21 protein-coding genes are annotated in these 26749 nt (G+C 59.3%); 10 read left to right on the top strand and 11 right to left on the bottom strand.

The features are described 5' to 3' along the window. Window positions 1-27 precede the first annotated feature (27 nt). Genes purH through CGERO_RS03415 form a run of 3 tightly spaced genes read right to left on the bottom strand, consistent with a single transcriptional unit; the run spans window position 28 to window position 3660 of the window. Window positions 28-1611, bottom strand: a complete 1584-nt coding sequence (purH, locus tag CGERO_RS03425; protein ID WP_123933485.1) for a bifunctional phosphoribosylaminoimidazolecarboxamide formyltransferase/IMP cyclohydrolase — start codon at window positions 1609-1611, stop codon at window positions 28-30. Beyond that, the gene (gene purN / locus CGERO_RS03420; RefSeq protein WP_123933484.1) at window positions 1608-2198 is read right to left on the bottom strand and encodes a phosphoribosylglycinamide formyltransferase; all 591 of its coding nucleotides are present in this window, start codon (window positions 2196-2198) and stop codon (window positions 1608-1610) included. The genes purH and purN overlap by 4 nt, the downstream gene beginning before the upstream one ends. A 10-nt stretch (window positions 2199-2208) precedes the next feature. Further along, window positions 2209-3660, bottom strand: a complete 1452-nt coding sequence (locus CGERO_RS03415) for a cell division protein PerM (protein WP_123933483.1) — start codon at window positions 3658-3660, stop codon at window positions 2209-2211. Between the two features lie 305 nt (window positions 3661-3965). Between CGERO_RS03415 and CGERO_RS03410 the strand changes: the two genes are divergently transcribed. From CGERO_RS03410 to CGERO_RS03395, 4 genes are all read left to right on the top strand, one after another. Next, the gene (locus CGERO_RS03410; RefSeq protein ID WP_123933482.1) at window positions 3966-4670 is read left to right on the top strand and encodes a M23 family metallopeptidase; all 705 of its coding nucleotides are present in this window, start codon (window positions 3966-3968) and stop codon (window positions 4668-4670) included. A 98-nt stretch (window positions 4671-4768) separates the two neighbouring features. Then, window positions 4769-5308, top strand: a complete 540-nt coding sequence (locus CGERO_RS03405) for a PadR family transcriptional regulator (protein WP_123933481.1) — start codon at window positions 4769-4771, stop codon at window positions 5306-5308. Next, window positions 5305-5985 (top strand): ABC transporter ATP-binding protein, encoded by a 681-nt coding sequence (locus tag CGERO_RS03400; protein ID WP_123933480.1) that lies wholly within the window; start codon window positions 5305-5307, stop codon window positions 5983-5985. Before CGERO_RS03405 ends, CGERO_RS03400 begins: the two co-directional genes overlap by 4 nt. Continuing rightward, the gene (locus CGERO_RS03395; RefSeq protein WP_123933479.1) at window positions 5985-8645 is read left to right on the top strand and encodes an FtsX-like permease family protein; all 2661 of its coding nucleotides are present in this window, start codon (window positions 5985-5987) and stop codon (window positions 8643-8645) included. The genes CGERO_RS03400 and CGERO_RS03395 overlap by 1 nt, the downstream gene beginning before the upstream one ends. A gap of 13 nt (window positions 8646-8658) precedes the next feature. On the opposite strand, the gene pcrA is transcribed toward CGERO_RS03395, so the two are convergent. Then, the gene (gene pcrA, locus CGERO_RS03390; protein ID WP_123933478.1) at window positions 8659-11100 is read right to left on the bottom strand and encodes a DNA helicase PcrA; all 2442 of its coding nucleotides are present in this window, start codon (window positions 11098-11100) and stop codon (window positions 8659-8661) included. A 90-nt stretch (window positions 11101-11190) separates the two neighbouring features. Here pcrA and CGERO_RS03385 point away from each other — a divergent pair, with 90 nt between their 5' ends. After that, on the top strand, window positions 11191-11502 hold the full coding sequence (locus tag CGERO_RS03385) for a chorismate mutase (RefSeq protein WP_123933477.1): 312 nt from the start codon (window positions 11191-11193) through the stop codon (window positions 11500-11502). Between the two features lie 179 nt (window positions 11503-11681). Beyond that, a complete protein-coding gene (pgi, locus tag CGERO_RS03380; RefSeq protein ID WP_123933476.1) occupies window positions 11682-13319 on the top strand; it encodes a glucose-6-phosphate isomerase in 1638 nt (545 codons plus the stop codon). A gap of 70 nt (window positions 13320-13389) precedes the next feature. Here pgi and CGERO_RS03375 read toward each other — a convergent pair whose 3' ends face one another. The 5 genes from CGERO_RS03375 to CGERO_RS03355 all read right to left on the bottom strand — a co-directional run bounded on the left by CGERO_RS03375 (window position 13390) and on the right by CGERO_RS03355 (window position 17363). Further along, window positions 13390-14172 carry a DUF5808 domain-containing protein gene (locus CGERO_RS03375; protein ID WP_123933475.1) on the bottom strand — a complete coding sequence of 261 codons (783 nt, stop codon included), beginning with the start codon at window positions 14170-14172 and terminating at the stop codon, window positions 13390-13392. An 80-nt stretch (window positions 14173-14252) separates the two neighbouring features. Next, a complete protein-coding gene (locus CGERO_RS03370; protein ID WP_123933474.1) occupies window positions 14253-14600 on the bottom strand; it encodes a hypothetical protein in 348 nt (115 codons plus the stop codon). A 197-nt stretch (window positions 14601-14797) separates the two neighbouring features. Next, the gene (locus CGERO_RS03365) at window positions 14798-15469 is read right to left on the bottom strand and encodes an RloB family protein (RefSeq protein WP_123933473.1); all 672 of its coding nucleotides are present in this window, start codon (window positions 15467-15469) and stop codon (window positions 14798-14800) included. A gap of 15 nt (window positions 15470-15484) precedes the next feature. Beyond that, window positions 15485-16903 carry an AAA family ATPase gene (locus CGERO_RS03360; protein WP_123933472.1) on the bottom strand — a complete coding sequence of 473 codons (1419 nt, stop codon included), beginning with the start codon at window positions 16901-16903 and terminating at the stop codon, window positions 15485-15487. A gap of 154 nt (window positions 16904-17057) precedes the next feature. Continuing rightward, the gene (locus tag CGERO_RS03355; protein ID WP_123933471.1) at window positions 17058-17363 is read right to left on the bottom strand and encodes a hypothetical protein; all 306 of its coding nucleotides are present in this window, start codon (window positions 17361-17363) and stop codon (window positions 17058-17060) included. Between the two features lie 441 nt (window positions 17364-17804). Between CGERO_RS03355 and CGERO_RS03350 the strand changes: the two genes are divergently transcribed. From CGERO_RS03350 to CGERO_RS03340, 3 genes are all read left to right on the top strand, one after another. After that, window positions 17805-18281, top strand: coding sequence for a DUF4112 domain-containing protein (locus CGERO_RS03350; RefSeq protein ID WP_123933470.1), 477 nt, complete (start codon window positions 17805-17807; stop codon window positions 18279-18281). A 245-nt stretch (window positions 18282-18526) separates the two neighbouring features. Next, window positions 18527-18901, top strand: coding sequence for a hypothetical protein (locus tag CGERO_RS03345; RefSeq protein WP_123933469.1), 375 nt, complete (start codon window positions 18527-18529; stop codon window positions 18899-18901). A 78-nt stretch (window positions 18902-18979) separates the two neighbouring features. Continuing rightward, a complete protein-coding gene (locus tag CGERO_RS03340; protein ID WP_123933468.1) occupies window positions 18980-20317 on the top strand; it encodes a cryptochrome/photolyase family protein in 1338 nt (445 codons plus the stop codon). A gap of 18 nt (window positions 20318-20335) precedes the next feature. On the opposite strand, the gene CGERO_RS03335 is transcribed toward CGERO_RS03340, so the two are convergent. Then, a complete protein-coding gene (locus CGERO_RS03335) occupies window positions 20336-21154 on the bottom strand; it encodes a DNA-formamidopyrimidine glycosylase family protein (RefSeq protein WP_123933467.1) in 819 nt (272 codons plus the stop codon). Between the two features lie 25 nt (window positions 21155-21179). On the opposite strand from CGERO_RS03335, the gene CGERO_RS03330 reads away from it, so the two are divergent. Then, the gene (locus tag CGERO_RS03330; protein WP_123933466.1) at window positions 21180-21791 is read left to right on the top strand and encodes a mismatch-specific DNA-glycosylase; all 612 of its coding nucleotides are present in this window, start codon (window positions 21180-21182) and stop codon (window positions 21789-21791) included. On the opposite strand, the gene CGERO_RS03325 is transcribed toward CGERO_RS03330, so the two are convergent. Next, window positions 21788-26737 carry an Lhr family ATP-dependent helicase gene (locus CGERO_RS03325; RefSeq protein ID WP_123933465.1) on the bottom strand — a complete coding sequence of 1650 codons (4950 nt, stop codon included), beginning with the start codon at window positions 26735-26737 and terminating at the stop codon, window positions 21788-21790. The genes CGERO_RS03330 and CGERO_RS03325 overlap by 4 nt on opposite strands. Window positions 26738-26749 lie beyond the last annotated feature (12 nt).

Genomic DNA, 26749 nt, shown 5'->3' with positions numbered 1-26749 from the left:
ATCAAGTACGCAGGCTTTCAGTGGTGATCAGTGGGCGAAGTGGCGCGCGCCGGTGAGGTACATGGTCACCCCTGCCTTGTTTGCGGCCTCGATCACCTCGGCGTCACGGATGGAGCCACCTGGCTGAACCACCGCCTTCACACCTGCATGAGCCAGCACTTCAAAACCGTCTGCGAAAGGAAAGAAGGCGTCGGAGGCAGCCACTGCCCCATTGGCCCGCTTTTCACCATCACCGAGCGTATTGGCACGCTCCACGGCGAGCTTCGCGGCGTCCACGCGATTGACTTGGCCCATGCCCACACCGACGGTGGCGCCGTGTTTGGTGAGCAAAATGGCATTGGACTTCACTGCGCGCACACTGCGCCATGCAAATTCCAGCTCCGCAAGGAGCTCTTCGGATGCAGCCTCGCCTGCGGCCAAGGTCCAATTCGAGGGATCGTCACCTTTTGCGTTTACCAGGTCGCGCTCTTGCACCAAAACGCCGCCGGCGATGTGGCGCTGCTCGAGGCTGTCGCGCTCTGGCTTTTCAGCCTGCAAGATGCGAATGTTCTTCTTTTGCGAAAGCACCTCAACCGCACCGTCTTCATACTCCGGCGCAATGATGACTTCGGTGAAAATCTCGGCGACTTGCTTGGCCATCTCCACGCTCACAGCTCGATTCGACGCGATCACGCCGCCAAAGGCTGAAACCGGGTCACAGGCGTGCGCATTGCGGTGCGCCTCGGCAATGGACTCGGATACTGCAATGCCGCAGGGATTGGCGTGTTTGATAATGGCAACGCAGGGCCGCTCATGATCCCACGCCGCGCGCCATGCTGCGTCGGAATCGGTGTAATTGTTGAAGCTCATCTCTTTGCCGTGGAGCTGACGAGCTTGCGCCAGGCCACTCGCCTGGGCGGGATCCAAGTACAGGGCGGCAGCCTGGTGAGGGTTTTCGCCGTAACGCAAGACGTTGGCACGCTGCAGGGTTTGGCCCTGCCATGTGGGGAACTGCCCCTGATCTTCTTGCGATTCTGCGAGCTGCTTCCCCATCCAGCCGGCCACGGCGACGTCATAGCTGGCAGTGTGCTGGAAGGCTTCACATGCAAGCTCGGTGCGTTCCGCGCGGGTGAAGCCGCCGCGACCAATCGCTTCTGCCACGTCACGGTAACGCGCTGGGTTCACCACTACGGCAACGGATGGATGGTTCTTGGCGGCAGCGCGCACCATGGAGGGCCCACCGATGTCGATTTGCTCAACGCAGGCGTCAAAGTCGGCGCCTGAGGCCACGGTCTCGGTGAATGGGTATAGATTGACCACCACGAGTTGGAACGCGGCTACGCCCAGTTCCTCTAGCTGGTTGAGGTGATCTTCTTTGCGGGTATCAGCGAGGATGCCAGCGTGCACTTTGGGGTGCAGGGTTTTCACGCGACCTTCGAAGCATTCGGGGAAGCCAGTGAGCTCTTCTACACGGGTGACTGCAATGCCGAGATCCGCGATCTTCGCGGCGGTCGAGCCTGTGGAGACGATCTCGACTCCCGCGTCGTTGAGGGCGCGGGCGAGATGTTCCAAACCCTGTTTGTCGTACACACTGATCAGTGCGCGTTTGATGGCTTTGCGGTCTTCGCTCATAGCTGGAAGCTAACCTCTTTCGTTTCTTGATCCACCCGGCAGGCGTTGAGCACGGACACAATGAGCATACGCTCTGCCCGTTTGATCTCCTCATGAACTTCCGCCTCCGACGCACCCGCCGGGACAGGAACAGCCTCTTGGGCAATGATCGGCCCGGTGTCTACCCCTTCATCAACAAAGTGCACGGTAGTGCCGGTAATTTTTACTCCATATGCGAGCGCGTCACGGACCGCGTGAGCACCTGGGAAGGAAGGCAAAAGTGCCGGATGCGTGTTGATGGTTCTGCCCCCGAATTGGGTCAAAAATCCTTCCCCTAGGATCTTCATGAATCCCGCACTCACCACGAGATCGGGGTGGAATCTAGCTACCTCTTCCGCGAGCCTACGGTTCCACGCCTCGCGATCCGCCCCGGCTTCTAGGCGAACAAGTTTCGTTGGAACCTCGGTACGTTGAGCACGTTCGAGCGCTGTGCAGGGGACATCAGCTACCACCCCTTGCACCCGATACGTGCCTTGATTGTCCAAAATCGCTTGGAGAAGCGTGCCCGATCCAGACGCCAGTACTACAACATTGAGGGAATCATTCACCTAGGCAATGCTATTGCTCTTCGGAATCCTTTTCTAGCTTTTCGACGTCCTCCGCCTCATCTTCTTCCTGGGTAGCCTCAGGTTCTTCCGGGGCTTGTTCACTCTCGATCACTTCACCTTCGAGAACCTCGGCTACGGGCTCCTCCTCTTGAGGATCGACCTCCACTTCCGTCTCTTCTGGCTCGACGTCTTCGACGATTTCCGGTTCCACCACAGTTTCACGGGAGATGTAAGAAACCACGGCCACGGTGACGGCACCGATACCCGCGTACCACGCCATGATGAGCAAAGCACTGAGCCAGAGGCTCGGCCCCACCGTGCCGAAGTATCCCAGAGCACCCCCAGTGAAGGCGGTGGTCAGCAGCGCCGCCAGAACCAACGTTGCAGTGTTGAGCGCCAGTTGCTTCCAAGATGTCAGGGAGCTCATCGCGTGCCGGAAGATGAAAGCCGCAGGAATAGCCATGAGCAACGGCATCCAGGCTGCGTGGCTTTGAGGCAAAGCTGCGAACCACGGCACCGGGGGAAGGATGGGCAGTTGGGCGTCGAAAAGCGAAATTGAGAGATCCTGGATCTGGAAGTCTGCACCCAACAGCATGGCGAGTCCAGCGACCGCAACGTTTGGCAGATAGAGCACGCAGAGCAACACAACGGCGGCGATTCCGCGAGGATTATATGGTTGGAGGGATTCCGCAACGGCCTGGTAGTGCAGAGCGAGGCTGATCAGAGCCGCGCCAAGACCCAGGAACAATAAGCGAGCCCCAAAACCTAAAACGTGTACTGCGGAATCTACCCAAGCAGGTGAGACGCCAACATGCTTGGACAACGCTCGCCACAGCCTGGGCCCCATGCCAAAGATGACGGCGATCAGGTGCACCGCAAACGTCCTGGCGATTGCCGCGAAGATATTGGGGGGTGAGACGTCGAATACCTGGGAGGCATCGAGCAGCATCGCTGCTGCCGTAAGAGTGAGCAGCAGTGGCAAACCTAACGAGACCGCAACAATACCGCCGAGGGTGCGAAGGCTCACTGTTTCTTTAACATTGCGGCGGATTCGGCGAGCAACTGCCACCATGAGCAAGATGGCGGGAGACATTGGAAGAAGCCCCACGGTGATTCCGCCGCCCTGGACGGGCACCATATTGCTGACTAACCAAATGTTCGCGACCGTCGCGGGCAGCGCCGCGAGTGTTGTGGAGCTCAGCACGAGTAAGAGAAGCGCCAAGATGATTGCGATCAGCACCGCGGTACCGTTCGGAACGATGGCGATACTGAGATAGCTGCGGATGCGCTGAGCCGCGGACTGTTCGGCGATATTCTTTGATGCCACTTGGCTCGCGCGATCTTTTTTCCTGGCTTTTGCGCCGGGACGCGACGCGGTGGAGCTTGCCTTGGTCGTTGCACCCGCAGGACGTGACCGCGGCCTACGGGTGGGGCCAGCTTTCGGACTCGTCTTTTTCTTCATCGATGTAACTGTGCCACGAAATCACTACGAAGGTTGGCAGCCACTCTCAGAAGCAGACAAATGACACTGTTGTAACAGCAGGGCATGATAGGTGATACGGCAAGCAAAAAATTGTTGGAAAAACTGCCAAACGGCTTGCTTGGTCGTCCCCCTACCGCTATCGTTACATCGGGTTAGATAACAACTTGATTACATTCAGGCAAACAATTGCCCGAATGAGTAACGAAGTTACGCGTAGATTTGCGCGGCTTCACCCATCCGGCAATCGGCACTGAAAAGTGCTTCATCAACACGGAAGAAGGCTCATGCAGCAGAATCAGCGCGCGGCAGCAGGCAAACACCGCAAGCAAGCCTCACCGGCTCGTAGTCGCGTAGCATTTGTTGCTCTCGCCACCGGCACCGTGTCTACCGCAGGTGCCACGGGTCTCGCCTTGGCACAAAACCAGAGCCCCAGCATCGCTCTCGCAGCAGACTCCGCCGCGCCGGCCGCCGATAACTCGCCGCAGATCCTCGCAATTCCCGAGTTTAAGCCGATGCCCAACTTGAGCGATCAGCTCAACAAGGCTGTTGAGTACTCGAATGTCCTCGCTGCCGCAGATGTTGCCGCACGCACGCCGAAGCCCAAGGTGCACACCCCTGCAGAAGGTGCTTTTACCTCCGGTTTTGGCATGCGGTGGGGCGTATTGCACGCCGGCATTGACATCGCCAACGCCACCAACACTCCAATCTATTCAGTGCTTGACGGCGTTGTGATCGACGCTGGTGCCGCCTCGGGCTTCGGCCAGTGGGTTCGTGTCCAGCACGAGGATGGCACCATCACCGTCTACGGCCATGTCGAGACGATCAACGTTACCGTCGGCCAAAAGGTCACAGCCGGCCAGCAGATCGCAGGCATGGGCAGCCGCGGCTTTTCCACCGGCACACACCTCCACTTCGAGGTCCACCCGGGCGGTGGCGGCCCAATCGATCCGATTCCCTGGCTCGCAAACTTGGGCATCGTCGTCGCCTAGAAATTCCCCACGCTGCGGCGTGGGATTTTTTGCCTTGCACACCTCAAAGTTACCCGGTAACTTTCTGGTTACCCAGTAACCTTTAGCGAAGGTGGCCCATGGCGATTAAGTACGCACTCCTCGCACTACTGAGTGTGCAGGATCAATCCGCAAGTCAATTGCGCCACGGCTTCCAGGAAGCCACCGGCGAAATCTGGCCACTGAACATCGGCCAGGTTGCCCAAACACTCACCCGCCTCGAGCGCGACGGCCTCATTTATGAAGCCAGCACCACCCACAGCAACAACGGCCGCGAAGTCCAGCTCTACTCCATCACCGAAGAAGGACGCAGCACACTCGAACAATGGTGGCACACCCCCACCCTGCACACGGGACTCGAACGCGACGAGCTCGTCACCAAGATTGCACTCGCCGCCGGCCGAGGGGACGTCGATCTTCTGCGGCTGCTGGATTCGCAGCGTGCGGGGGTCGTCGAAAAGCTGCGAGCCCTCCACAGAGAAAACCGCACCCTTCCGGACACACGGACGGCGAAAAAGTTGCTATACGAACGCAGAATCTTTGACCTTGAAGCCGAAGCCAGGTGGCTCGACCGAGTTGAAGCGCTGGCACCCCACAACGCAGAAGGAGCATGGCCATGAGCACCCCTATCGAGCTGCGCGAAGTAAACATGATCTTCGGTTCGCAGCAATTCCCCGTCACCGCACTCGATCGCGTCAACCTGCAACTACAACCCGGCGAACTCGTCGCCGTCATGGGGCCATCCGGATCAGGAAAGTCCACCCTGCTCAACGTGGCCGGACTTCTGCAACGCCCCACCAGCGGCAAGGTTTTCATCCATAGCGAAGACACCGCAGGGCTTTCCGACGCAAAGTTGGCAGCTTTTCGACGAACCTCCGTGGGCGTCGTGTTCCAGCGCTTCAACCTCGTTCCCGAACTCACCATCGGTGAAAACGTCTCGCTCCCACTCGAGCTCGAGGGCCAACGCCCCGCCGACATTGAGCACCTCGTCGAACAGGCGTTGGAGGAAGTGGGGCTGCCCAACATGCGTGAACGCTTCCCAGATGAAATTTCTGGCGGACAGCAACAACGCGTGGCCATTGCCCGAGCGCTCATCGGATCCCGCGATGTGATCCTCGCCGACGAACCCACCGGCGCGTTGGATACCGCAACCTCCGATGCCGTGATGAAAGTGCTACGCGACCGCGTAGACGCCGGGGCCGCGGGGCTCCTTGTCACCCACGAGGCACGTTTTGCCGGATGGGCAGATCGCGTGATCTACATGCGTGACGGCCAAATCACCGAGGCAGGTGCCTAATGTCCGCCTTGAACACCATGCGCGCCGCGCTGCGGCCAACCTTGCGCGACATTCGACGGCATTGGTGGCGCTCGATCCTTGCCGTGCTACTGGTTGCCCTTCCCGTGGGGCTGTACTCCTACGGGGTCAGCGACAACGCCACGCGGACTCAAGCTGCACAATCACTGGAATTGCGCAATAAGGCGAGCTACTTTGGCAAGCCTTGCGAACAAAACATTTATGGTTGGGCTGCCGATTGCCAGGGGGCTCAAAGCCAAGGCGCGGGGCCTGAAGATGAGATGCAAGCGGCCCTTCCGGATGGGTTCCGCGCCGACCTCGCCGCCAGCATCACCGTGCGCCTGGAAAACCCTGGCGAGCACTCGACGCCTCCGGTCTCCACTTCCCTGCAATTGCGTGATCCCGAAACTCTGAGCTTTGGAGACGCTACGCCAGGTGAAGGCGAGATTGTCATAGGCCTCTCCGACGCCGAACGCCTCGGCATAGGCGTGGGCGATCAGGTGACGGTTACCGTCACCGATGAGGACTCTGGTTTCGATGACCGCCGCGAAAACCTCACAGTCTCTGGAGTCATTGGTGCCAGCAGCAGCGTTGCTCGCCCTGGAACCTTACTGAGCGAACAAGAGATTCAATCACTGCCGGATTCCTACTGGGTACTCAGCGGCACCCGCGCCATGAGATGGCAGGACGTCAAGGACCTCAACGCCCAAGGCTATGTCGTTGAATCCCAAGACGTCGCGGACAATCCGCCGCCCAGGGAAGAACTGTATCCGCAGTTCTCGGACGCCGACGCCAATAATGGGCTGTACGAAACGGACGAATTCTTCCTGCTCATTTCAGCGTCCGTGCTGGCGATTGCCGGGCTGCTCATCTTGCTGTGCATTGCCCCCGTCTTCTCTATCAGCGCAGCGCAGCGAGGAGAGGCATTCGCGCTCATGCGCTCCCAGGGCGCTACCCGGCGCCACATTCGCATCGCGGTGCTCGGCTACGGGCTCGTGGCGGGAATCATTGGCGCCACCGGTGGCCTTGTGGTGGGTGCCAGCGTGTGCGCGATCGTTTGGAAGTCTCGCCTGCCGGAGGCCGCCATCGCTTTGCCATGGAAGGAGTTGCTCTTTGGCTTCGTCTTGGCGATCGTGGGCGCCCTGCTCGCTTCCTACCTGCCCGCGTGGCTGGCTTCCCACAATAATATTTCCCAGGCCGCAAGTGGTGGGCGCGTTGACAGAATGCGGCGTTGGAGCTCGTGGATGGCCATTGGTCCTGTATTCACCGCGATGATCCTGCTGGGTGCAGGACTATTGACCTCTGGTGTGTTCTTCCCACCAGAGCGGTTTGCTTTCTTTGCGGCCGGCCCTTTGGCCGTGCTCGCCCTGCTGGTGAGCATCGTGTTGAGCGTGCCTGCGATGATCCTCGCGTGCTCGGCACTGCGGCGCCCACTGATGGTTCGGCTTTCCGCTACTTTGATGCGGCGCCAAATGCTGCGCTCCGCCTCTGCTCTGGCGGCCGTCGCTGGCGTGACGCTGGTGGCCAGCCTGCTAGTGCAGGGAGAAAATCTAATCAGGGCGAAACAGGTCGATCTCAATTCCCGCACCTACAACACTTCGGTGTTGAGCCTCGAGTCATTCAACGACGAAACCAGCGCGGATGCACCAGCGTTTGGGGAAGCTCGCGAAGTTTTGGAACAACACCTAGCGATTCGCAATTCGGTAGAAGTGGAGATCCCAGAGCGCGACTACGATCTGACCCCAGATCCAGCAGATGTGTCGATCGAGCGTTGCGGCGAGACCGGTTCCGCTGAGGTTCAGGCCCATTGCCCATTGTCGGTGAATATGGAGCCGTCAGTGAACTTCGTGCTCAGCACTCCTTCTTCGATGTTCATTGCCGAGCCAACAATCATTGATGCCTTCAGGCTGAGTCCCGAAGACCGCAAAAAGGCTCAAGATGCCATGCGTTCTGGTGCCGTGTTGGTGTCGCGCGCCTACGCCGAGTTCCACCCGTCTGTGCTCCACGAATACTCCTACGACGACGATGAAGAGTGGTTTATCGACGCCCAGATCGCCGCATTATTGCCTGAAGATTCGCGCGAAATCCTGATGACTGAGGCGACCGCCAAGAAGTTGGGCATCAAGGCGCAGAACGCCGCCGAGCTACTCTTCGCAGAACATCAGCCCAGCGATGATGAGATCTCGCGGGTTCGTGAGGCGCTCTCGAAGGTGGATCCAAGCGCCAGCGTGGGCAGCTACCCCTCGCCACGAAGTGTCCACGATTCGATGGTGATGTCCGCCAGCATTGCCCTGGGGCTTCTCATCATTGTTGCGATCACCCACGTGTTGGGGTTAAAAGATCTGCGCCGAATGCAAGAGCAATTGGCAAATATTGGTGCCTCCTCCAAGCAATTGCGGTTGTTGGCGGCAACGTCTACCGGGCTGCTGGCAGCGTTGGGCACATGGGTCCCACTTGCGGTGGCGTACGCCATGAGTTGGTTAAACGCCACACCCGCCAGCCGAGATGCCAATGGCATGATCTACGACTACGGCACTCGCGCCTGGGTGGGCATCGATCCGGTGTACACCGGCTTCATTGCCTTGCTCGTCCCACTGGTGGCCTTCACCATCGGGGCTGTGAGCAGTTGGAAGCCGAAGCCTCCGGGGTACCGAATGGATTAACTGGCAGGAACTGCTAGAGCTTTTCCATCGGTAGGCCCGGCAGCAGCATCAGGCGCACCGTGCCGGATGATCCGAAGTCGATGGTGGCGGTGGCAGCACTGCCAACCATTGTGACTTCCTGTACGGTGCCGAGACCGTACTTGTCGTGATTTACGCGGTCGCCCACCACCAACTTCAGCGCTGGGGCGTTGGAACGCGTGGGCATTTTTGGTGCCACCTTCTTGGGGCGCCCAGCTTGGGGGTGCGCACCGGACCATCCGCCGCCGTTATAGCTGCGGGAGCTAAAGCCACCCCAGGGGTCTTGGGCAGTGGGTTCTTCACGGCGCCAATCCAGCAGCTCTTCGGGGATCTCGGTGAAGAAGCGTGAGGGCGGATTCGTTACTGAGTTACCCCACGCGGAGCGCAGCATGGCACGCGAGAGGTACAGGCGCTTGCGGGCGCGCGTGATGCCCACATACGCAAGGCGACGTTCCTCTGCCAGTTCCTTGGGGTTGCCAAGGGCTCTCATGTGGGGGAATTGTCCGTCTTCCCAGCCGACGAGGAACACCACAGGGAACTCGAGACCCTTCGCTGTGTGCAGGGTCATGAGCGTGACCACGCCTTGGTCGTGTTCCGGGATTTGATCGGCGTCTGCTACGAGCGAGACGCGCTCAAGGAAGGCCTGCACACTGCCGGGCTCTGGTTCCCCTTCCGCCAGCTCTAGCTCCGATCCGTCCATCTGTTCATAGGCCATCTGGTTGGCGGCTTCGGATGAAAACTCGCGCGCCACTGAGACGAGCTCCTGCAAGTTATCCAGGCGTGCGCCGTCTTGGGGATCATTGCTTTGCTCGAGTTGTGCCTTGTACCCCGTGGCGTCCAGGATGCGGCTGATGATTTCACCGATATCGGGCATGCCCGTGACCTCGGAGACCCGGGTCTCGGCCTCGGCTCGAAGGGCGTCCATCATTTCCACGAACTTGCCCACTGCGTTGCGGCTTCGAGGGTTCAGGGCGTTGACGTTGCCCGCGTGGGCGTCGATAAGCGCCTGGTGCAAACTCACCTGATGTTGTTGGGCGTGAAGCGCGAGGGTCGCCACAGCTTTGTCACCGATGGCTCGGCGCGGGGTGTTGATGATGCGCCGCAGGCTGACTTCATCATCGGGATTGTCCAGGAGACGCAGGTAGGCAACGATGTCACGGATTTCTTTGCGCTCGTAGAATCGGGTGCCGCCAACCACCTTGTAAGGGATGCCGGTGCGCATGAATACGTCTTCAATGGCGCGCGAGGAATTGTTGGTGCGATACATCACCGCGATGTCCTCGTAGGACATCCCGCGCGACTCCAGCGCGTCAATCTCGTTGGCGATGAAGCGCGCTTCGTCGTGTTCGTTGTCGGCAACGTAGGCGGCGATCTGCTCCCCCTCGCCGAGGGCCGTCCACAACTTCTTTTCTCGCCGATGCTCATTCTGGGCGATCACCGCGTTGGCGGCGCTGAGGATGGTTTGTGTAGAGCGATAGTTTTGCTCCAACAGGATGGTGGTGGCCTGCGGGTAGTCCTTCTCAAACTCTTCAATATTGCGGATGGTGGCCCCACGGAAGGCATAGATGGACTGATCCGAGTCGCCCACCACACACAGTTCGCTGGCGTCTGCACCGGTGCCGACGAGCTCACGCACCAGGACGTATTGGGCGTGGTTGGTGTCCTGATACTCGTCGATGAGCACGTGGCGGAAACGGCGCCGATAGTAGGCCGTGACTTGCGGATGTTCACGGAAGATGCGCACCACTTCGCCGATCAGATCATCGAAATCCACCGCGTTCGATTCGCGCAAGCGTGCCTGATACACGCCGAAGACCTCAGCCACCGTGGTTTCAAAGGGATTGCGGGTGCCCTGAGCAGCGTCGAGTGCTTCCTGCGGTGAGGTGAGCTCGTTTTTCAGATTCGATATGGCGGTGGCGAGCACGCGCGGGGTGAACTTCTTAATGTCAAGGCCCTGATCCTTGGCGATCATCTGCAGCAGGCGCTTGGAATCATCGGAATCATAGATGGTGAAGTTGGTGTTCAGCCCGGGCACCAATTGTGCCTGCTCACGCAAGATGCGCACGCAGGTTGAGTGGAAGGTAGACACCCACATGCGATTCGCTACCGGCCCCACCAATTCCGCCACGCGCTCGCGCATCTCCGCCGCGGCTTTGTTTGTAAAGGTGATGGCGAGAATCTGCCCCGGCGGCACGTGACGAGCGGACATGAGGTAAGCAATACGCCTGGTCAGCACCGCCGTTTTGCCCGATCCTGCACCGGCCACGATGAGCAGGGGGCTACCGATGTGCTCAACGGCTGCCCGCTGCTGCGGATTGAGCCCTTCCACTAATGCCTCTGGTGCGCTGGTTTGCGACGCGCCGTGGGGTGTCACGTGGGCTTGCTGCGTTTGGAAAGGGTTGCTGTTGTGCGGCTGAAAAGGTGACTGCGTATTCATCGCCTACCAACCTACAACCCCACCCCGGATTCGCATTCGAACAGCCATTGCGCGGCGAAAATGGAGTCAATCATGGCACAATAGTTCCCCATGAGCGAGGAGCTATTCCAGGTACGCATGCCCACGGGCACCGACGATCCATTGTCTGATGCGGAAATCCAGCAGTATCGCAAGGAAATCGATCGCCTGGACCGCGAAATTCTCGACGCCGTCAAACGTCGTACCCTCATCTCTAAGGCGATCGGTCAAACACGCATGGGCTCCGGCGGCACTCGCCTGGTTCACACTCGCGAGGTTGCCATCATCAATCAATTCCGCGAGGAGATCGGCGAGGAAGGCCCCGTCCTAGCGAGCTTGTTGCTGCGTATGGGCCGTGGCAAGCTCGGCAACGCCAGTGAATGATCTGGCACAAAGCTTTTCGACGTCCCCCGCTCCCCACTTCCACTGTGATGCATTTGGGTGACTGCCTGGCAGCGATTCGGGCAAAACTGGACTAGCGTTGAAGGTGAACTATGACCGATCGGAAATAAAGTCGGCATAAACCCAAACGCTGTTTTCTGAATGAGAAATGGAGCTCGACTATGTCCTTCGACGTCACCGCCACCCCCGAGTGGGAGGCGCTGGGCAAGCGCCACGAGGCGCTACAAGCAACCAACTTGCGCTCGCTGTTTGGTGCCGATGTACACCGCGCCGAGCGCTTCAGCTTTGATGCCGCTGGCCTACACGTCGATTTGTCCAAGAACCTCATCGACGCCGACACCCTCGATGCACTGGTAAACCTCGCCAACGCCGCTGATCTGAAAAGCAAGATCGAGGCGATGTTCACCGGTGAGCACATTAACAACACCGAGGACCGCGCCGTGCTGCACACGGCGCTGCGCATGCCAGTCTCGGACGAACTCGGGGTAGATGGCCAAGACGTCGCCGCCGACGTGCATGAGGTATTGGCTCGCATGCGAGACTTCGCCACCGCTTTGCGCTCCGGTGCATGGCTAGGCTACACCGGACACACCATTAAGACGGTGGTGAACATCGGCATCGGTGGCTCCGATTTGGGGCCTGCCATGGCGGTGAAGGCGCTGCGGGCGTATGCCACCGCTGGCATTAACGCCAAGTTCGTCTCCAACGTGGACCCCGCAGACATGGTCGCAGTCTTGGACGAATGTGATCCCGAGTCCACCCTCTTTGTGGTGGCCTCCAAGACCTTCACCACCCAGGAGACCCTTGCCAATGCCCATGCCGCCAAGCGTTGGGTGCTGGAGAAGTTCGGCGATGAGGCCGCCGTGGCTAAGCACTTCGTGGCTGTTTCCACCAATGCCGAGAAGGTGGCCGAGTTCGGCATCGACACCAAGAACATGTTCGGCTTCTGGAACTGGGTCGGTGGCCGCTACTCCGTGGATTCCGCCATCGGCTTGTCGCTGATGGCCGTGATCGGCCCGATGGACTTCATGCGCTTCCTTGAGGGCTTCCACGCCATGGATGAGCACTTCCGTACCGCCGATTTCCGCGAAAACATCCCGGTACTCATGGGCCTGTTGGGCGTGTTCTACAACGACTTCTTCGGTGCCGAGACCCACGCGGTGCTCCCGTACTCCGAGGATCTGGGCCGCTTCCCCGCCTACTTGCAGCAGCTCACCATGGAGTCCAACGGCAAGTCTGTGCGCCGCGATGGCACCCCGGTAACCGCCGGTACGGGCGAGATTTTCTGGGGCGAACCCGGCACCAATGGCCAGCACGCCTTCTTCCAACTCATGCACCAGGGCACCAAGCTGATCCCCGCGGACTTCATCGGCTTTGCCCGCCCCAAGCAGGATCTGCCCACGGCTAGTGGCGAGGGCTCGATGCACGATCTTTTGATGAGCAACTTCTTCGCGCAGACCAAGGTGCTGGCCTTCGGTAAGACCGCCGAGGAGATCGAGGCCGAGGGCGTGGCCGCCGAGGTCGTGCCCCACAAGGTGATGCCGGGCAATCGCCCCACCACCACGATCCTTGCCGAGGAACTCACCCCCTACGTGCTTGGTTCGCTGATCGCCCTCTACGAGCACATCGTGTTCACCCAGGGCATGATCTGGGACATCAACTCCTTCGACCAGTGGGGCGTTGAGCTTGGCAAGCAGCAGGCCAATGACCTTGCCCCGGCCGTCAGTGGCGAGCAGGACGTCGATTCCGGCGATTCCTCCACCGACGAGCTCATCCGCTGGTACCGCTCCAAGCGCTAAGGCCCCTTAGCTTTTACGCGCCACCCCTCCCCGCCTCGAATGCCAGACGCGGGAGGGGTGTTGGTGTTTGCTAACTCAGCAAGAAGGGCAACGCAACGCACGCCACCACGGTGCCAATGATGATGGCGGCAAATAGCTTGCCCTGCCAGTGCGCATAGTTGAAGTCGATGCCGATGCCAAAGCGACGCTCAACTGTTATGCGCGGATCCTCGGGGTTGTAGTAGAAAAGCCCGAACTTGTAGTGGTCATTCACGCCTTCTACCTCAGCACCCTGTGGCATCCTCCCGGCTTGCTGGGCCTTCTCGATTGCCTGTTGCAGACCTCGCGTTTGCGCACTGGCCCACCACAGCAACAGCACCAGCACCACCAGCACGAGAATCATGACGCCAATGAACAGTCCCATCCCATCCATCACGTGCTGGTACTGGGGCAGCGCCGAACACACTTGAATCACCGCGGTTATAAGCGCTAGTGCAAGGCTGATATAGGCAATCATTTTGGCTGTCAGCACCCGGTTGAGTGCACTTTGCAGGCGACGGTCGACGGGGTGTGCTTCGGATTCATTTTGCTTCATTGCGTAGGTGGCAAACCCGGTCACCACCACCATGAGCACAATGGTGCCGATAAAGACGAAGCTGCCCATAAAAACAGCGCTGATCGATTTCGGCGCAAAATCATCTGGCCCGTCTACGCCCCAGTGGGTGGGCACCCGCGAGGGAATGTCTTCCCATCGCATCCCCACATACGCCATTGCCCCACCAATGATGAGGGCACACAGCAGGTAGAGCCACTTCACGCTGCGAGCCGAAGGTCGCGGACGATCCACCAGCTGCCAAAGTTCTGAGATACCCATTGAAGGCTCCTCTCGGGGCTTTTTCTTTTCATAGTAAAAGCTCGTAGGGTAGTTCGCACCTGACGGGGGCTACCCCACCCCTAGGTATTCAGTTGGGCATGAAGGCGTTGGGCATACCACAGGCAAAATGCGGCAAACGGCAATTCCACGAACCAGAGCCCGAGCGCTTGATCCAGGCCCTCACTCATCGCGTCGAGTAACACAACACCGCCAAGTGCAGACAGCACCACTCTGGCCAAGCGCAAAGACGTCAGCAGCGCAATTGCGGCGAGGACGAGCAGGATCACCTCCACCGAATCCAGGCCCAGCCAACCCACCTGCCCCAGCGGCGTGAGCGTTCCCCGCCAACCAGTACATCCACGCGCACAGCACCAAGGCAATGAGCACAAACCCGGCGGAGAGTCCGGTTCGCGCCGACTTTGCGTCAAGCACCTTGGTATCAAATGCGATCATGCTGTGATCGTGCCCCAAGAATTGAGCAATGCTCTGGCAGCTCGATAGGAACGCCGGAATAATTGATTGTTAGCTGGCCCGCCTCAGGATTCGTGACCACAGCTGTCGCTTAGCTTTTTGATTCATCACTAGGTGGCTCTGGCCCGGAAAACGGGACCCCTCACCCCACCGCTCACTTCGGGCGAGGCGCTCCAGAACCGTTTTCGTCGATCTTCTCCACTTTGGCTCGATTGTCGAGGTTTGAATGGACAACTTCCTGCAGATACCACACCAGGTGTCCGACACTTGTTCCCGCGCTCAAATCGAATTGTCCGTAGCTAACTTCTGGAAGATTTCTACGCGCAATTTGCCAGTTGTGTAATGGAAAATCTTCCGCGAGGTATTTCTTCTTGCGAGCATCGACCAGGCGGAGTTCGGCTGCTTTTCGCTGCACCTGCTGCACGGTGTATGGAGAGCGCACTTCCTCAACATGCGCAGTCAGCCAAGCTTCAAAGCACGGAATAGTCACCACCAAACGGTACTGAACACCCCCGACCCCCTTTTTGGATGCAGGTTTAGAGGCAGCTTCACATTTCCGTCTAGCTTCCCTCAGGTTCTCCGGCAGAAATTCATCTTTGTCGACAATCACAAACACCGCGTCATAAGTTTCGTCACGGTTTAGCTGAATTGCCTTGTGTACGAGTCTCGCTGGATCTAGGGGGTCCGATTGAACACGAACCCCCGGAATACGTTTATCGCTAACAAGCCTCCGGAAATAATCGTGTTCAGTTCTCACCCCTTGACACAAGAGTAGAACGGTGAATCGTTCCTCTCGCACCCTGCGACTTCGCCGAAGCTTACCCATTACACACCTCGCACATTATTGCTTAACGCTTCCCATCTTGGATGATGTGAGTAGAGAGCGCAGCTTGAAAATATCCGAGGGGGCAAGATAACCAGGTTGCGGCAGTGCACCGTACTTACCTGTGAGATAACGCTTGCGTCGATTGTGGTTTTCCTTGACCGGAAAGTCTGAAAGATGAATCAGCTCAGACTCGCCACGGTGCTTTTCAACAAGCCACACGTAATCATTATCCATAGCTGTCTCAGATTGTGAATCAAGGACTATGAAATCATGTGATGTGAACAGTAACTGCGCGCCGTACCTATTAAGGTTCGGATCCGCAAACATGCTGACTAAGTGATCACTCAGTACCGGGTGAAGACCATATGCGAATTCATCTACAACGACCGTCGAGCCAGTTGCAAGGGCTTCTAGTAAAGGGATAGTAAGCTCGAGCCACCAAAGTGTACCTGTAGATTCCGCCGAACGATCCAGCTCGAATTTTTCGCCGTGATGCTCCCCGTGTGTGAATCGTAATGAAAGCGACCTGAGCTTCTTCCTGTCCGCGTCCGTCATCTCGGTCTCCGCTAAGAGGTCAGGAGTCGGCTCTTCGCCTGCAAGGATCGCTGCGGCAACACGATTCACGCGTTCAATCTTTTCGACTAACTCAACAGGTGCTTGATGTTCCTCCACTCGCACACCCGTGATACCAACATCAGCAACACGAAGCAGTTTCATTCCGATAGCGAGCCGAGCAGGATCCTGGAACCAACTAGCTACAGTTTCCGTCCGTACAGGCCATCCAGGGCGAAAGGCTCCTAACTGGTCTGGTCCGGACGACTGCCCAACCCGAATTGGCTGAAGATCGAACCAAAAGTCACGGGCGCTCGATAAAGAACCTTGATCTCTCACACTTCCCCAGGCGGAAAGCACACTCGCCCAGGGCAGTAGCAGTGCCTCAATACTTTTTTGAGACGCCTTCGGAATTTCTGAAGAACCGCCAAACTTGATTTGTTCACGGCTTCGCTCGAATACTACTCGCCAACGAGACGTGGTGGCCGCCTCGAGAATTTCCGCCACAATGCCTGAATCATCTAGCTCTAAAGACCAGCGGTACCTGATGGATCTTTCCGGATTGACCGGATCAGCACCTAAGTAGTCGAATGCGAAACTCGACGCTTTCTCAGTGTGGCAGGCATGCGGCTGCCTAAGCGTCTTGGTCGAGTCCGGATCCCTCACCGAATCCATAACGATCCACTTTGCGACACTCAGGGGTTCGATAAGGTTCGATTTTCCAGAAGCATTCGGGCCAAACACTCCGGCTAATGGATGCACTACATCGTCCCATTCCCGCCCCTCCGGAGGGCGGGTTCTATGGAAGGAGGATTTTTGCAGGTCGAGAATAGCCTCGCCAGCAAAACTCTTGTAGTTAGAAACCCGAATCGCAAGTAACACAACTCAATATTAAACTCTGGAATTTGAAATCGCACTATTTGTGCCAAAATATTGTCGAAATTTTAAAGAATGACCGCAAAAGTCAATTTGACCCTCAATCGTCGATACTAGGAATGAGGGATCCCTCGTAGCCTTTTGCTTTTAATGCCGCTTGTTACACATCGTCAAGGATGCCTAGCGGTCGCCTGCGGTTGACCAGGCGGTGATTACAAACAGCGCCACCGAGACGAACACCTTCGCAAGCGTGGCATCCAATCAGGCGGCGACGAAGCCCGCGAACAGAATCATTGCCGACCAGTAGCACACGCCGGGCTTGCTGAGGCGCCCATGCAAAGGTCAGTGCTGTAAGCATCAGCACTGCGCCAACACACATTGTGTAGGAAGCGCTGCCGTCGAGCGCAAAGACTGCGACCAATTGCGCGAGGAGCAACAGTAATGCGGTGGGCATCCACTTGTTCATAGGGTGGATTATCCCTGAATCGCCAGCCATCTCCGCACAGAGCTTGGGCAGATGCGTCAGAATCTTCGTTTCAACAGCCTTGAGGTGCACGCCACAGGGGCGCTCAGCCGACGCGTTGAGGGTCGATGAGCTGACAGAATCGGTTCCGCTATTAATTGCTACGTGGTCACTGCCGTAATCCGGATTCGAGAAGATGAGAAAAGGCGGACAAGCCCATTGATGGCTGCACTTCCAACAAACGCGGCCTTAGGAAAGAGACTGATGAATAGTTTTTGTTGGCAGCATCCCTTGGAACTCCTCTTGGACGGCATGGACTAGTGGCGTTGGTTGATACCATAGCGTGGCGTCGAAAAGCGTGGGCACAAAATGTCTGAAAATCTCCGAACTCGGGTATCCTCCCCTGAGTAAAAATTTTTCTTACCCCGTGAAAGGCCTCGATCCGTGTCCCAACCAGCTCAAAAGCCAAACACCATTAGCAGCAAGATCGCCCATGTGATGGACGATTCCATTAAGGTGCCCGGTACGCAGCGGCGCTTCGGGCTCGATCCGGTGATGGGCCTGGTGCCAGGTGTCGGCGCGGTCGCCGGTGCGTTGGTGGCGATGGGCATTGTGGCCGACGCGATCCGCTATCGCGTGCCAATCATTGTGCTGCTGCGCATGGGGTTGATGATCATGGTGGATATGATCATCGGCGCGATCCCTTTCATCGGCCAGGCCTTTGACTTCGGTTTTAAGGCCAATAAGCGCAACCTGCGCCTGCTGGAAGAGGCCATCGCCAGCCCAGAGGCAAAGCGCAAGGAGGCCAAGGCCTACATCATCGGCGCGATCCTCGTCTTCGTGCTCTTGCTCATCCTCATCCTGGTGGGATCTGGTGTGGCCATCTACTTCATCGGCAAGGCGCTGGGGCTTTGGGGCTAAGGCGAATACTCATCACCTGCCCCTGATGCTGGTGCCACGTTGCACTCGTCTCGCTGCCGAGGTTACAAGACGCCTCGGCGGCGTTTCTTTTTTGCTTGATCCAGACCACCGCCCACATCCGGGAGTTTTGCAGCATCGCAGAAGCTACTGCACGTTTACTACCCTCCTTCAGGGTCTAGGCATTGCTGCGGCGTTGAAGCCAGCGATAACGTGAGGAGCAACCGCAAGCGAAGAAGGTGCATGCCATGAACTCCAAATTCACTCCCCTGATCGCATCCATCGCGCTGCTTGCCCTGCTACTCGGGACGTTTGTATATGCGCTTATTTCCAAGCCATCTACCTCCATAACCTCGCAGTGGTTTCCCGCCATCTTTTATGTCGCGGTGCTGCTCATTGCCGCTCTGAGCATCGCTGCAATGCGTAGACACCGCCAGCGCAGCCGCCCTGTGGCGATCATCCACACCATCTCGATGCTGTCAGTGATCCTTGGTGTTACTTCCTTCTACATCTTCAATGCCCCCACCACCATCAACATCTTCGGTTTCTTAACTGTTGCTGGTGGTTCAATCATTGCCTGCCTCAGCGCCATCCCCCTCACCGTAAGCCCCGAGCCTCAGTAGCCCGTTTTTTGCCGATAGCCCAGCAGCATCCCAGGTGTCGCTCGAAGTGTGATGGGCACCTGCCCTACACTTTCTGCCATGGGAGCATTGCTGTGGTTCAGAGATGATCTTCGAGTCCAAGACAACCTGGCGCTGCTCGCTGCCTGCGAATCTGCCGAGGAAGTGGTGGCGGTCTATCTGCTCGATGAGCACTCCCCTGAGATACGCCCCCTCGGCGGAGCGTCCAAGTGGTGGCTCCACCACAGCCTCAAAGCCTTGCACGCAGAGCTTAGAGCACTCGGCATTCAACTCATCTTCCGCACAGGTGCCGCACGCGAGGCAATCCCCGCGATTGCGAAAGAAATCCAGGCCTCCGCGGTGTTCTGGAATCGCCGCTACGGTGCTTCGCGGGCCATCGACGCCGATATCAAACAGCACCTCCACCACGAAGGCATCCAGGCGAGTTCTTTTCCTGGCCACCTGCTTTTTGAGCCATGGAATATCGCCAATAAGCAGGGCGATCCCTATAAGGTCTTTACCCCCTTCTGGCGGGCATGCCGCGAACAACCTGCCCCCGCCTACCCCAAAGATGCCCCCGATCCCCTTGGTGGCACCCCGAGCGAATTTCCCACAGCCTCATTGGATCAGATCCTGCCGCTGCCAACCTGGCCGCATGAATTTGCCCAGCACTGGCAACCCGGCGCGGCGGGCGCCTTCGAAGCCTTGGAGGATTTCTTAGACCACACCATCGACGAATATGCCGATGGCCGTGATGTTCCTGCGTTGGGCCACACCTCCAAGCTTTCCCCGCACCTGCGTTTTGGTGAGATCAGCCCCCGCGAAGTCTGGCACGCCGTGGCCGAGCACCCCGCGCACGATTCCGAGGGCGCACGGGTATTCCTCTCCGAGCTGGGTTGGCGCGAATTCGCCTGGCATACGCTCTATCGCCACCCCGATCTTGCCACCTGCGGCCTTGATCGCCGCTTCGATGCGATGGTGTGGGAGCACGACCCAGAGGGCTTGACACTGTGGCAGCAGGGCAAGACGGGGTTTGGGCTTGTCGACGCAGGCCTGCGCGAACTTTGGCGCACCGGCACCATGCACAATCGCGTGCGCATGGCCGCAGCTTCCTTACTGGTAAAGAACATGATGATCGACTGGCGCCTTGGCGAGCAATGGTTCTGGGATACCCTGCTGGATGCCGACGAGGCCAGCAACCCTTTTAACTGGCAATGGGTGGCCGGCTGTGGCGCGGACGCCTCACCCTATTTCCGCATCTTTAACCCAGAAACGCAGCAAAAGAAGTTCGACGCCAACGGCAAGTACGTCAACCGCTGGGCACCCGACTGGATGGCTCACACCCCTGTGGTGGATCTACGCGAATCGCGCGCCAGGGCACTGACTGCCTTTGATGCGATCAAGGGGCTGCCGCGCTAGCTGCTGCCTTAGCGCGGCCTAGTTCCCGCGCAGGGGCTGGCAGTGCGGGCACCACCAGATGATGCGCTCAAGTTCGGCACGTGGGTCGTCGACAAGCGAAGATTTTTCAATCAGGCTGCCGCAACGCCTGCAGGGCTTGTGATTGCGCCCAAACACATAGGAGGTTTCGCCTGCGCGGCGCACCCCGGTGGATACGCGAATGGGTGAAAGTCGGTTGTCCCACATCAGATTGCGCGTAACCTGAAGGATCCGATCCACGTCCACGTATCGCACTCGCTCGGCGGGATGCACCCCGCAAATAAAACAGATCTCCGCGCGGTACTCATTGCCCACACCGGCGAGAATTTTCTGATCCAACAAGGCCAAACCGATGGCTCGATCAGGTTGCGCGAGCATCCGCCGGCGCGCTTCTTCTTCGCCGCCTTCCAACCAAGCATCGCCTAACACATCAGGGCCAAGGTGGCCGATCTGGTTGTGGTATTCGCTGGTGGGATACACCCGCACCATGCCTAAATCGTGGCCTACCACCTCGATGGGGCGCGGCTGCGGGGCACCTTCGAGCTCTAACACTACGCGCGCACTAAAGCCTGGCTTGCGCCACTTATCACCCTTGAGGTGCACCGCCCAGGTGCCTTCCATTTTCAGGTGCGTGTGCAAGATCTCCGGGCCGAACTGCATAAAGAGGTGTTTGCCATAAGGCCACACGCGATCCACGATGCGCCCATCAAAATTGGCCAGGGCGAAATTGGGCACGCGGATGCTGGTGCCAAGCACCTCGCGGCCTTGCATGAACTGCATGCGCCTGGATAGTTGATAGACGGAATCACCCTCTGGCATGCCCAACAGTGTATGACTTGTTGGCATGAGCACCACGCACCCATCCCCGCTCGGCGGCAGGCGCCCTACCCGCGATGAGCTTCCCGGATTCTATGACCATCCTGTCAACGACCGCCTACCGGAACCCGGCGCGCCGCAATTAGAGCTTCTGATCGTTGGTGTGAACCCCGGTTTGTGGACGGCCGCCGTCAACGCCCCCTTCGCTCACCCCGGCAACCGCTTTTGGCCCTCGCTTGATCGCGCGGGCATTATCAGCCCTGTGGTGGACTGCTCAGCTGGCATGAGCGATAGCGACGAGCAACGCTTGCGCGAGCTTCGCATCGGCATTACTAACCTGGTTGCCCGCGCCACGGCTCGCGCCGACGAACTAGAAAAGCAGGAGCTTATCCGCGGGGCCCGCCGCGTGATTGATTTAGTGTGCGAGCTTGAACCCAAGCGCGTGGCCGTTGCCGGCATCACCGCGTTTCGCACGGCCTTCGGGCTGCGCAAGGCAAAGCTGGGCAAGCAAGATACCTCGCTGATTCCCGGCTGGCCTGCCCATGTGCCGCTGTGGGTCGTGCCTCAGCCAAGTGGGCTGAATGCGCACGAAAATATCGACACCCTGGCCGCCAAGTGGCAGGCGGTGATGCACGACTAGCGCCGCCAACCCCCAGAGCCGTACCCTCCGCGCTTCGGCCCGCGGTCGCGGAAGGGATTTAGGCCCTTCTCCCCCACGCTGCCATCGGGGTTCACACCGGTCTGGCCATTGAAGGGCACATCTTCAAGCGCGCTGCTTAAATCACGGCCGCGTCTTGCACCCGAGCCCGTATCCACGGGTTGGCCGGCAATGCGGATACCGCGCGGGGTAATCGATGCCCCGGCACCGCGCATGAGCTCCACATACCCGCCTGTCAGTGCTGCTTCGCCATTGACCTTCTCAATAACCAAGCGGCTGAGCATGTTCTGGCCTACCGCCTGGCTTAATGCTTGCACCACCAATTGTGCGAATACTTCTTGGCTAATACCTGGCGGAGGATCTAAGAGCGTGAGCGTTTTTCCGCCACGGGTGAGGTGGGCTGCAAGGAGGCCGTCGATAAGCACCACAACCGCACCGGCTGATCTGCTAAGTGTTCCCTGCACCTCTGGCCACGGCAATGCCGCACCATAGGGATTGGCGGGATCGCAGGCGGCAAGTACCACCACGGCTGGTTCCTTGGTGCCACTGGGCCAGCCTTCAACATCTGGGGTATCACCAAGCCCGCGCAACCAATCAATCACCGCAGGGGTAGAAAACTGTGCGCCGCCGAGGCCTTCGATAATGTAGCCGCGCATGGCTTTACCGGACTCTTCAAAGCGCGTGAGCACGCGGTAGGCCAGCGCAAAGCCACCCAAGACATCTTCTGCCACCACGCTGCCGCGGGTGACCACACCATAGCGATCCAACCAAGCCTCGCCGTGAGCTACTGAACGGGCGGTGGCATCGGAATTGGCCTGCGGCGCCATGGCCCAACGGCCTTTCATATCCTCCGGTTGGCCAGCCCTTTGCGCCTGGGCAAAGCTGGTGCGGCCCATGCGTAAGCGGGAACGATTCGGTGTACGCCGTGCGCGGTGCGATGCCTTGCCACCACCTCCTGCTGCAGCAAGGCGCGCGCGGATCGGGGTGAAGCTATCGGGAGATACTAAGCCTGCCTCGAACAAACCCCAGAGGGCCTCGCGGATCTCCAGGTCCGTGGCCGTGCCCGTGACCAGCCCTAGATCCTCACCACTGACTTCCTCACGTAACGCCGCAAATAAGAAGCTACCGCCGTGGCGCATTACTTCGAGCAACTGGGTTTGTAAGTGGCTTAGTTCCATTTCTGCCGGCTCTGGCATGAGCTCTGCTGCATAGTCACTCGGCAACAACATCACCCAAGGATCCGCTGCCCCAGCGCTTCCCGCGCCCACCACGAGTACCTCACCGGAGGCGGTGAGCTCGTCTAAGTCCAGTGGTGAATAGTTGCGCACACGCTGCGGTAACACCAGCGTTTCCCACGCCGAGGCCGGAAGGCGCACACCGGCGAGTTGTTCGATCACGGCAAACACACCATCGGCCCCCATGGCCTCGGGGCGTGTACCCATGGTGGCTACTTGCTGCCAGGCAGGCAGGAAGCGCCCATAGGCGCTGGGGCTTACCGGCTGGGTTTCTGCACGCGCTGCCGCCAAAGAACGCGAGCGGATGGTCTTGAGCACCTCCGGAGCCACATACTCAGACTCATCGATGCCCTGGCGGAAATGCCCCGTGACAAGTCGGCCATCGGCCTCGAAGGCGCCCAACACCGTGTGCGCCACGCCCGCCGCCAAGCCAAATGCTCGCTGCAGATCACCCAGCACGAAGGGGCCACGGGTGCGCGACCACCTGGCCACTAATTGCTCTAGGGCATCGGGAATGGTTTCTACCTGCGCGGCTACCCCAGGTGGCACGGGCACTCCCAACGCGTCTCGCAGCAAGGGGGCATCCAACACCTGCGCAAGGTGAGGAACACCAGCAATACGCAGCGTCATCACACGATCACCCAGCGCAGCGATGGCTTGGGCGTGTACATCATCCGGAGAATCCCCAAAGATCGCGATGGTGGAAAGTTGCTCGACTGGCACGGGGCCGAGGACGCGGAGGGCGTCGGCAAGCTCCTCGGGGGTTCGCGCCTGACGGTCGGGGGCAACGCGGCGCAGGCGCTCATCTACCTCTGTGATGATTTCAGGATCCAATAGATTCCTGAGCTCAACGGTGCCTAAGAGCTTCGCCAGCAAGGCTGGGTCGAGCGCCAGTGCAGCCGCGCGCTTTTCTGCCAGCGGCGAATCGCCCTCGTACATGAAGGCGCCGGTGTAGTTAAACAGAATTGAAGAAGCGAAGGGGCTTGGTTGCTGCGTGGTGACCTCCGCAATCCGGACCTTGCGCAGTGCAATCGCTCGCAACAAGGATTGCAGCGCGGGCAGATCGTAGACGTCCTTGAGGCACTCGCGCACCGTTTCCAGGATGATTGGGAAGGACGGATACTTCCGCGCCACATCTAGCAATTGCGCTGCTCGTTGACGCTGCTGCCACAAAGGCGCCCGCTTCCCTGGGTTCTTGCGGGGCAACAGCAAGGCGCGGGCGGCGCATTCGCGGAAACGGGAGGCAAACAGCGCCGAGTTGCCCACCTGCTCGGCAACAATGTCCTCAATCTCGTCCGGATCCACCACGAATACAGACGCCGAGGGCTCTTGCTCAGCCTCCGGTAGCCGCAGGACAATGCCATCATCGGAACTCACCGCTTGGGCGTCCATGCCCGTTTCTTGGGCAATCCGCGCGCCCACCGCCAGTGCCCACGCCGCATTGACGCCGCGACCATATGGGGTGTGGAGCACCACGCGCCAATCGCCTAATTCATCGCGGAAGCGTTCTAAGACCAGGGTTTGCTCGTCAGGCACGATGCCCGTGGCCTCGCGCTGCTCTTGCAAAAACGCCACCAAGTTGCGTCGGGCGCGTTCGTCCAGGCCGATGCCGTCAAGTTCCTCAGGGTTTGCGAGCACGTGGCGTCGAAAAGCTCCCAATGCCGCGCCGAGTTCTGCTGGGCGCCCGGCTTGGTCGCCGGACCAAAACGGCAAACGCCCGGTGTGACCAGGGGCGGGGGTCACGAGCACTTGATCGCGGGTGATCTCCTCGATCCGCCAACTGGAGGCGCCGAGCGTGAAAATGTCGCCCACGCGGGACTCGTACACCATTTCCTCGTCCAGCTCGCCCACGCGCCGCGGCACACCTTCGCCGCCCACTAGGAACACACCGAACATGCCACGATCCGGAATCGTTCCACCCGAGGTCACCGCCACGCGCTGAGCACCTGGGCGCGCCGACATCACGCCGGTGATGCGATCAAACGTGATGCGCGGGCGTAACTCTGCGAAATCGGTTGAAGGGTACACGCCACTGGCTAAGTCAATCACCGCGTTAAACACTTCGCGCGCCAGATCGCGGTAGGGGTAGGAGCGCAGCACCGTGGCGTACCACTCATCAACATCGAGGTCTTCCATCGACACCGCCGCCACCGTCTGCTGGACCAAGACGTCAAGAGGATTCATGGGGACACTCAGCTCCTCAATCAAGCCCTCGCGCATGCGCCGCACCGTCACCGCCGACTGCACCAGATCCGAGCGATGCTTGGGATAAAACGATCCCTTCGACACAGCACCCACCACGTGCCCGGCGCGGCCCACTCGCTGCAAGCCGCTCGCCACCGAGGGCGGCGATTCCACCTGAATCACCAGCTCAACGGCACCCATATCGATACCCAACTCCAGCGAACTCGTGGCCACCACGGCCTTGAGCGCACCCTCTTTGAGCATCGTTTCTGTCAGAGCACGCTCATCCTTGGACACAGAACCGTGGTGCGCCCGGGCGATCACCGGCGGCGCTTGGCCTGCCACGTCACTCGCCTTCATCAACTGCGCGGGGGTGCGCCGCAACTGCGGCGATAAGGTTTCCGGCGCGTGCTGCATCGCATGCAGCTCATTGAGCCTGCTAGTCAGCCGCTCCGCCGTGCGCCTGGAATTGACGAACACCAAGGTGGAGCGGTGCGCCATCACTTCATCGAACACTTCTTGTTCAATAAATGGCCAGATGGAACCTTGTTGCGGCAAAGCAGATTCTTGGTTCATCGCCGCCGCCTCGGCGCCATCTTCAAGCCCGTCGCCAACTCCACCGGGTTCGCCGCCAGGCGCTTCGTCCAGAGGCGACATCAACCCCAGCGGGTCATCAATGGTCGCCTCACCGATGGTGGATCCAGGTTCAGGTGTGGGCAGGTCCGACATGTCATCCACCGGCACGTGCACGTCGAGTTGCCAGCGCTTTTCCAAGGGCGGATCAACGATCTGCACTGGCCGATCGCCACCCAAGAACTTCGCAACCGTATCCAAAGGCCGCACCGTCGCCGAAAGTCCGATGCGTTGAATCGGTTGCTCAGCCGTGCGCTCCAGGCGCTCCAGGGTGAGTGCGAGGTGCACGCCGCGCTTAGTACCAGCGAGGGCGTGGATCTCGTCGATGATGACCGTTTCCACGCTCTTGAGAATCCCGCCAGCTTTGGACGTGAGCATCAGGTACGCCGACTCGGGCGTGGTAATCAGAATGTCCGGTGGCCTGCGCACCTGGCGCGAACGCTCCGCCTGCGGGGTGTCACCACTGCGCACCCCCACGGTAATGTCCGCATGATCCAACCCGAGCCTCGCAGCCACATGATTAATGCCATTCAGCGGCGCACGAAGATTGTTCTCCACGTCCACACCCAGCGCCTTCAGCGGCGATATGTACAGCACCTTCACCCCGGCGCCGTCTTCTTTGCTTTTCGACGCAGCGTGACCCGTCGGCAACGCCGTCTGCCCGGGGGCTTCTACTAAACCATTGAGCGCCCACAGAAAGGCTGCCAGCGTTTTACCCGAGCCGGTGGGGGCCACCACGAGCGCGTGTTCACCAGCGGAAATGTGGCTCCACGCTTGCTCTTGCACTGCGGTTGGGGCTTCGAAGACTTCCTGAAACCAGGTGGCAACCTGGGGGCGAAAGCGCGTGAGAATGCTCTCGCTGGGAACGTTGGACATGTGCCTATTCAA

It is taken from the genome of Corynebacterium gerontici (assembly GCF_003813985.1).
In the GTDB taxonomy this organism is placed as follows: Bacteria; Actinomycetota; Actinomycetes; order Mycobacteriales; family Mycobacteriaceae; genus Corynebacterium; species Corynebacterium gerontici.
Note: the sequence above shows the minus strand (reverse complement) of the source record. Positions and strands in the feature narration are given on the sequence as shown.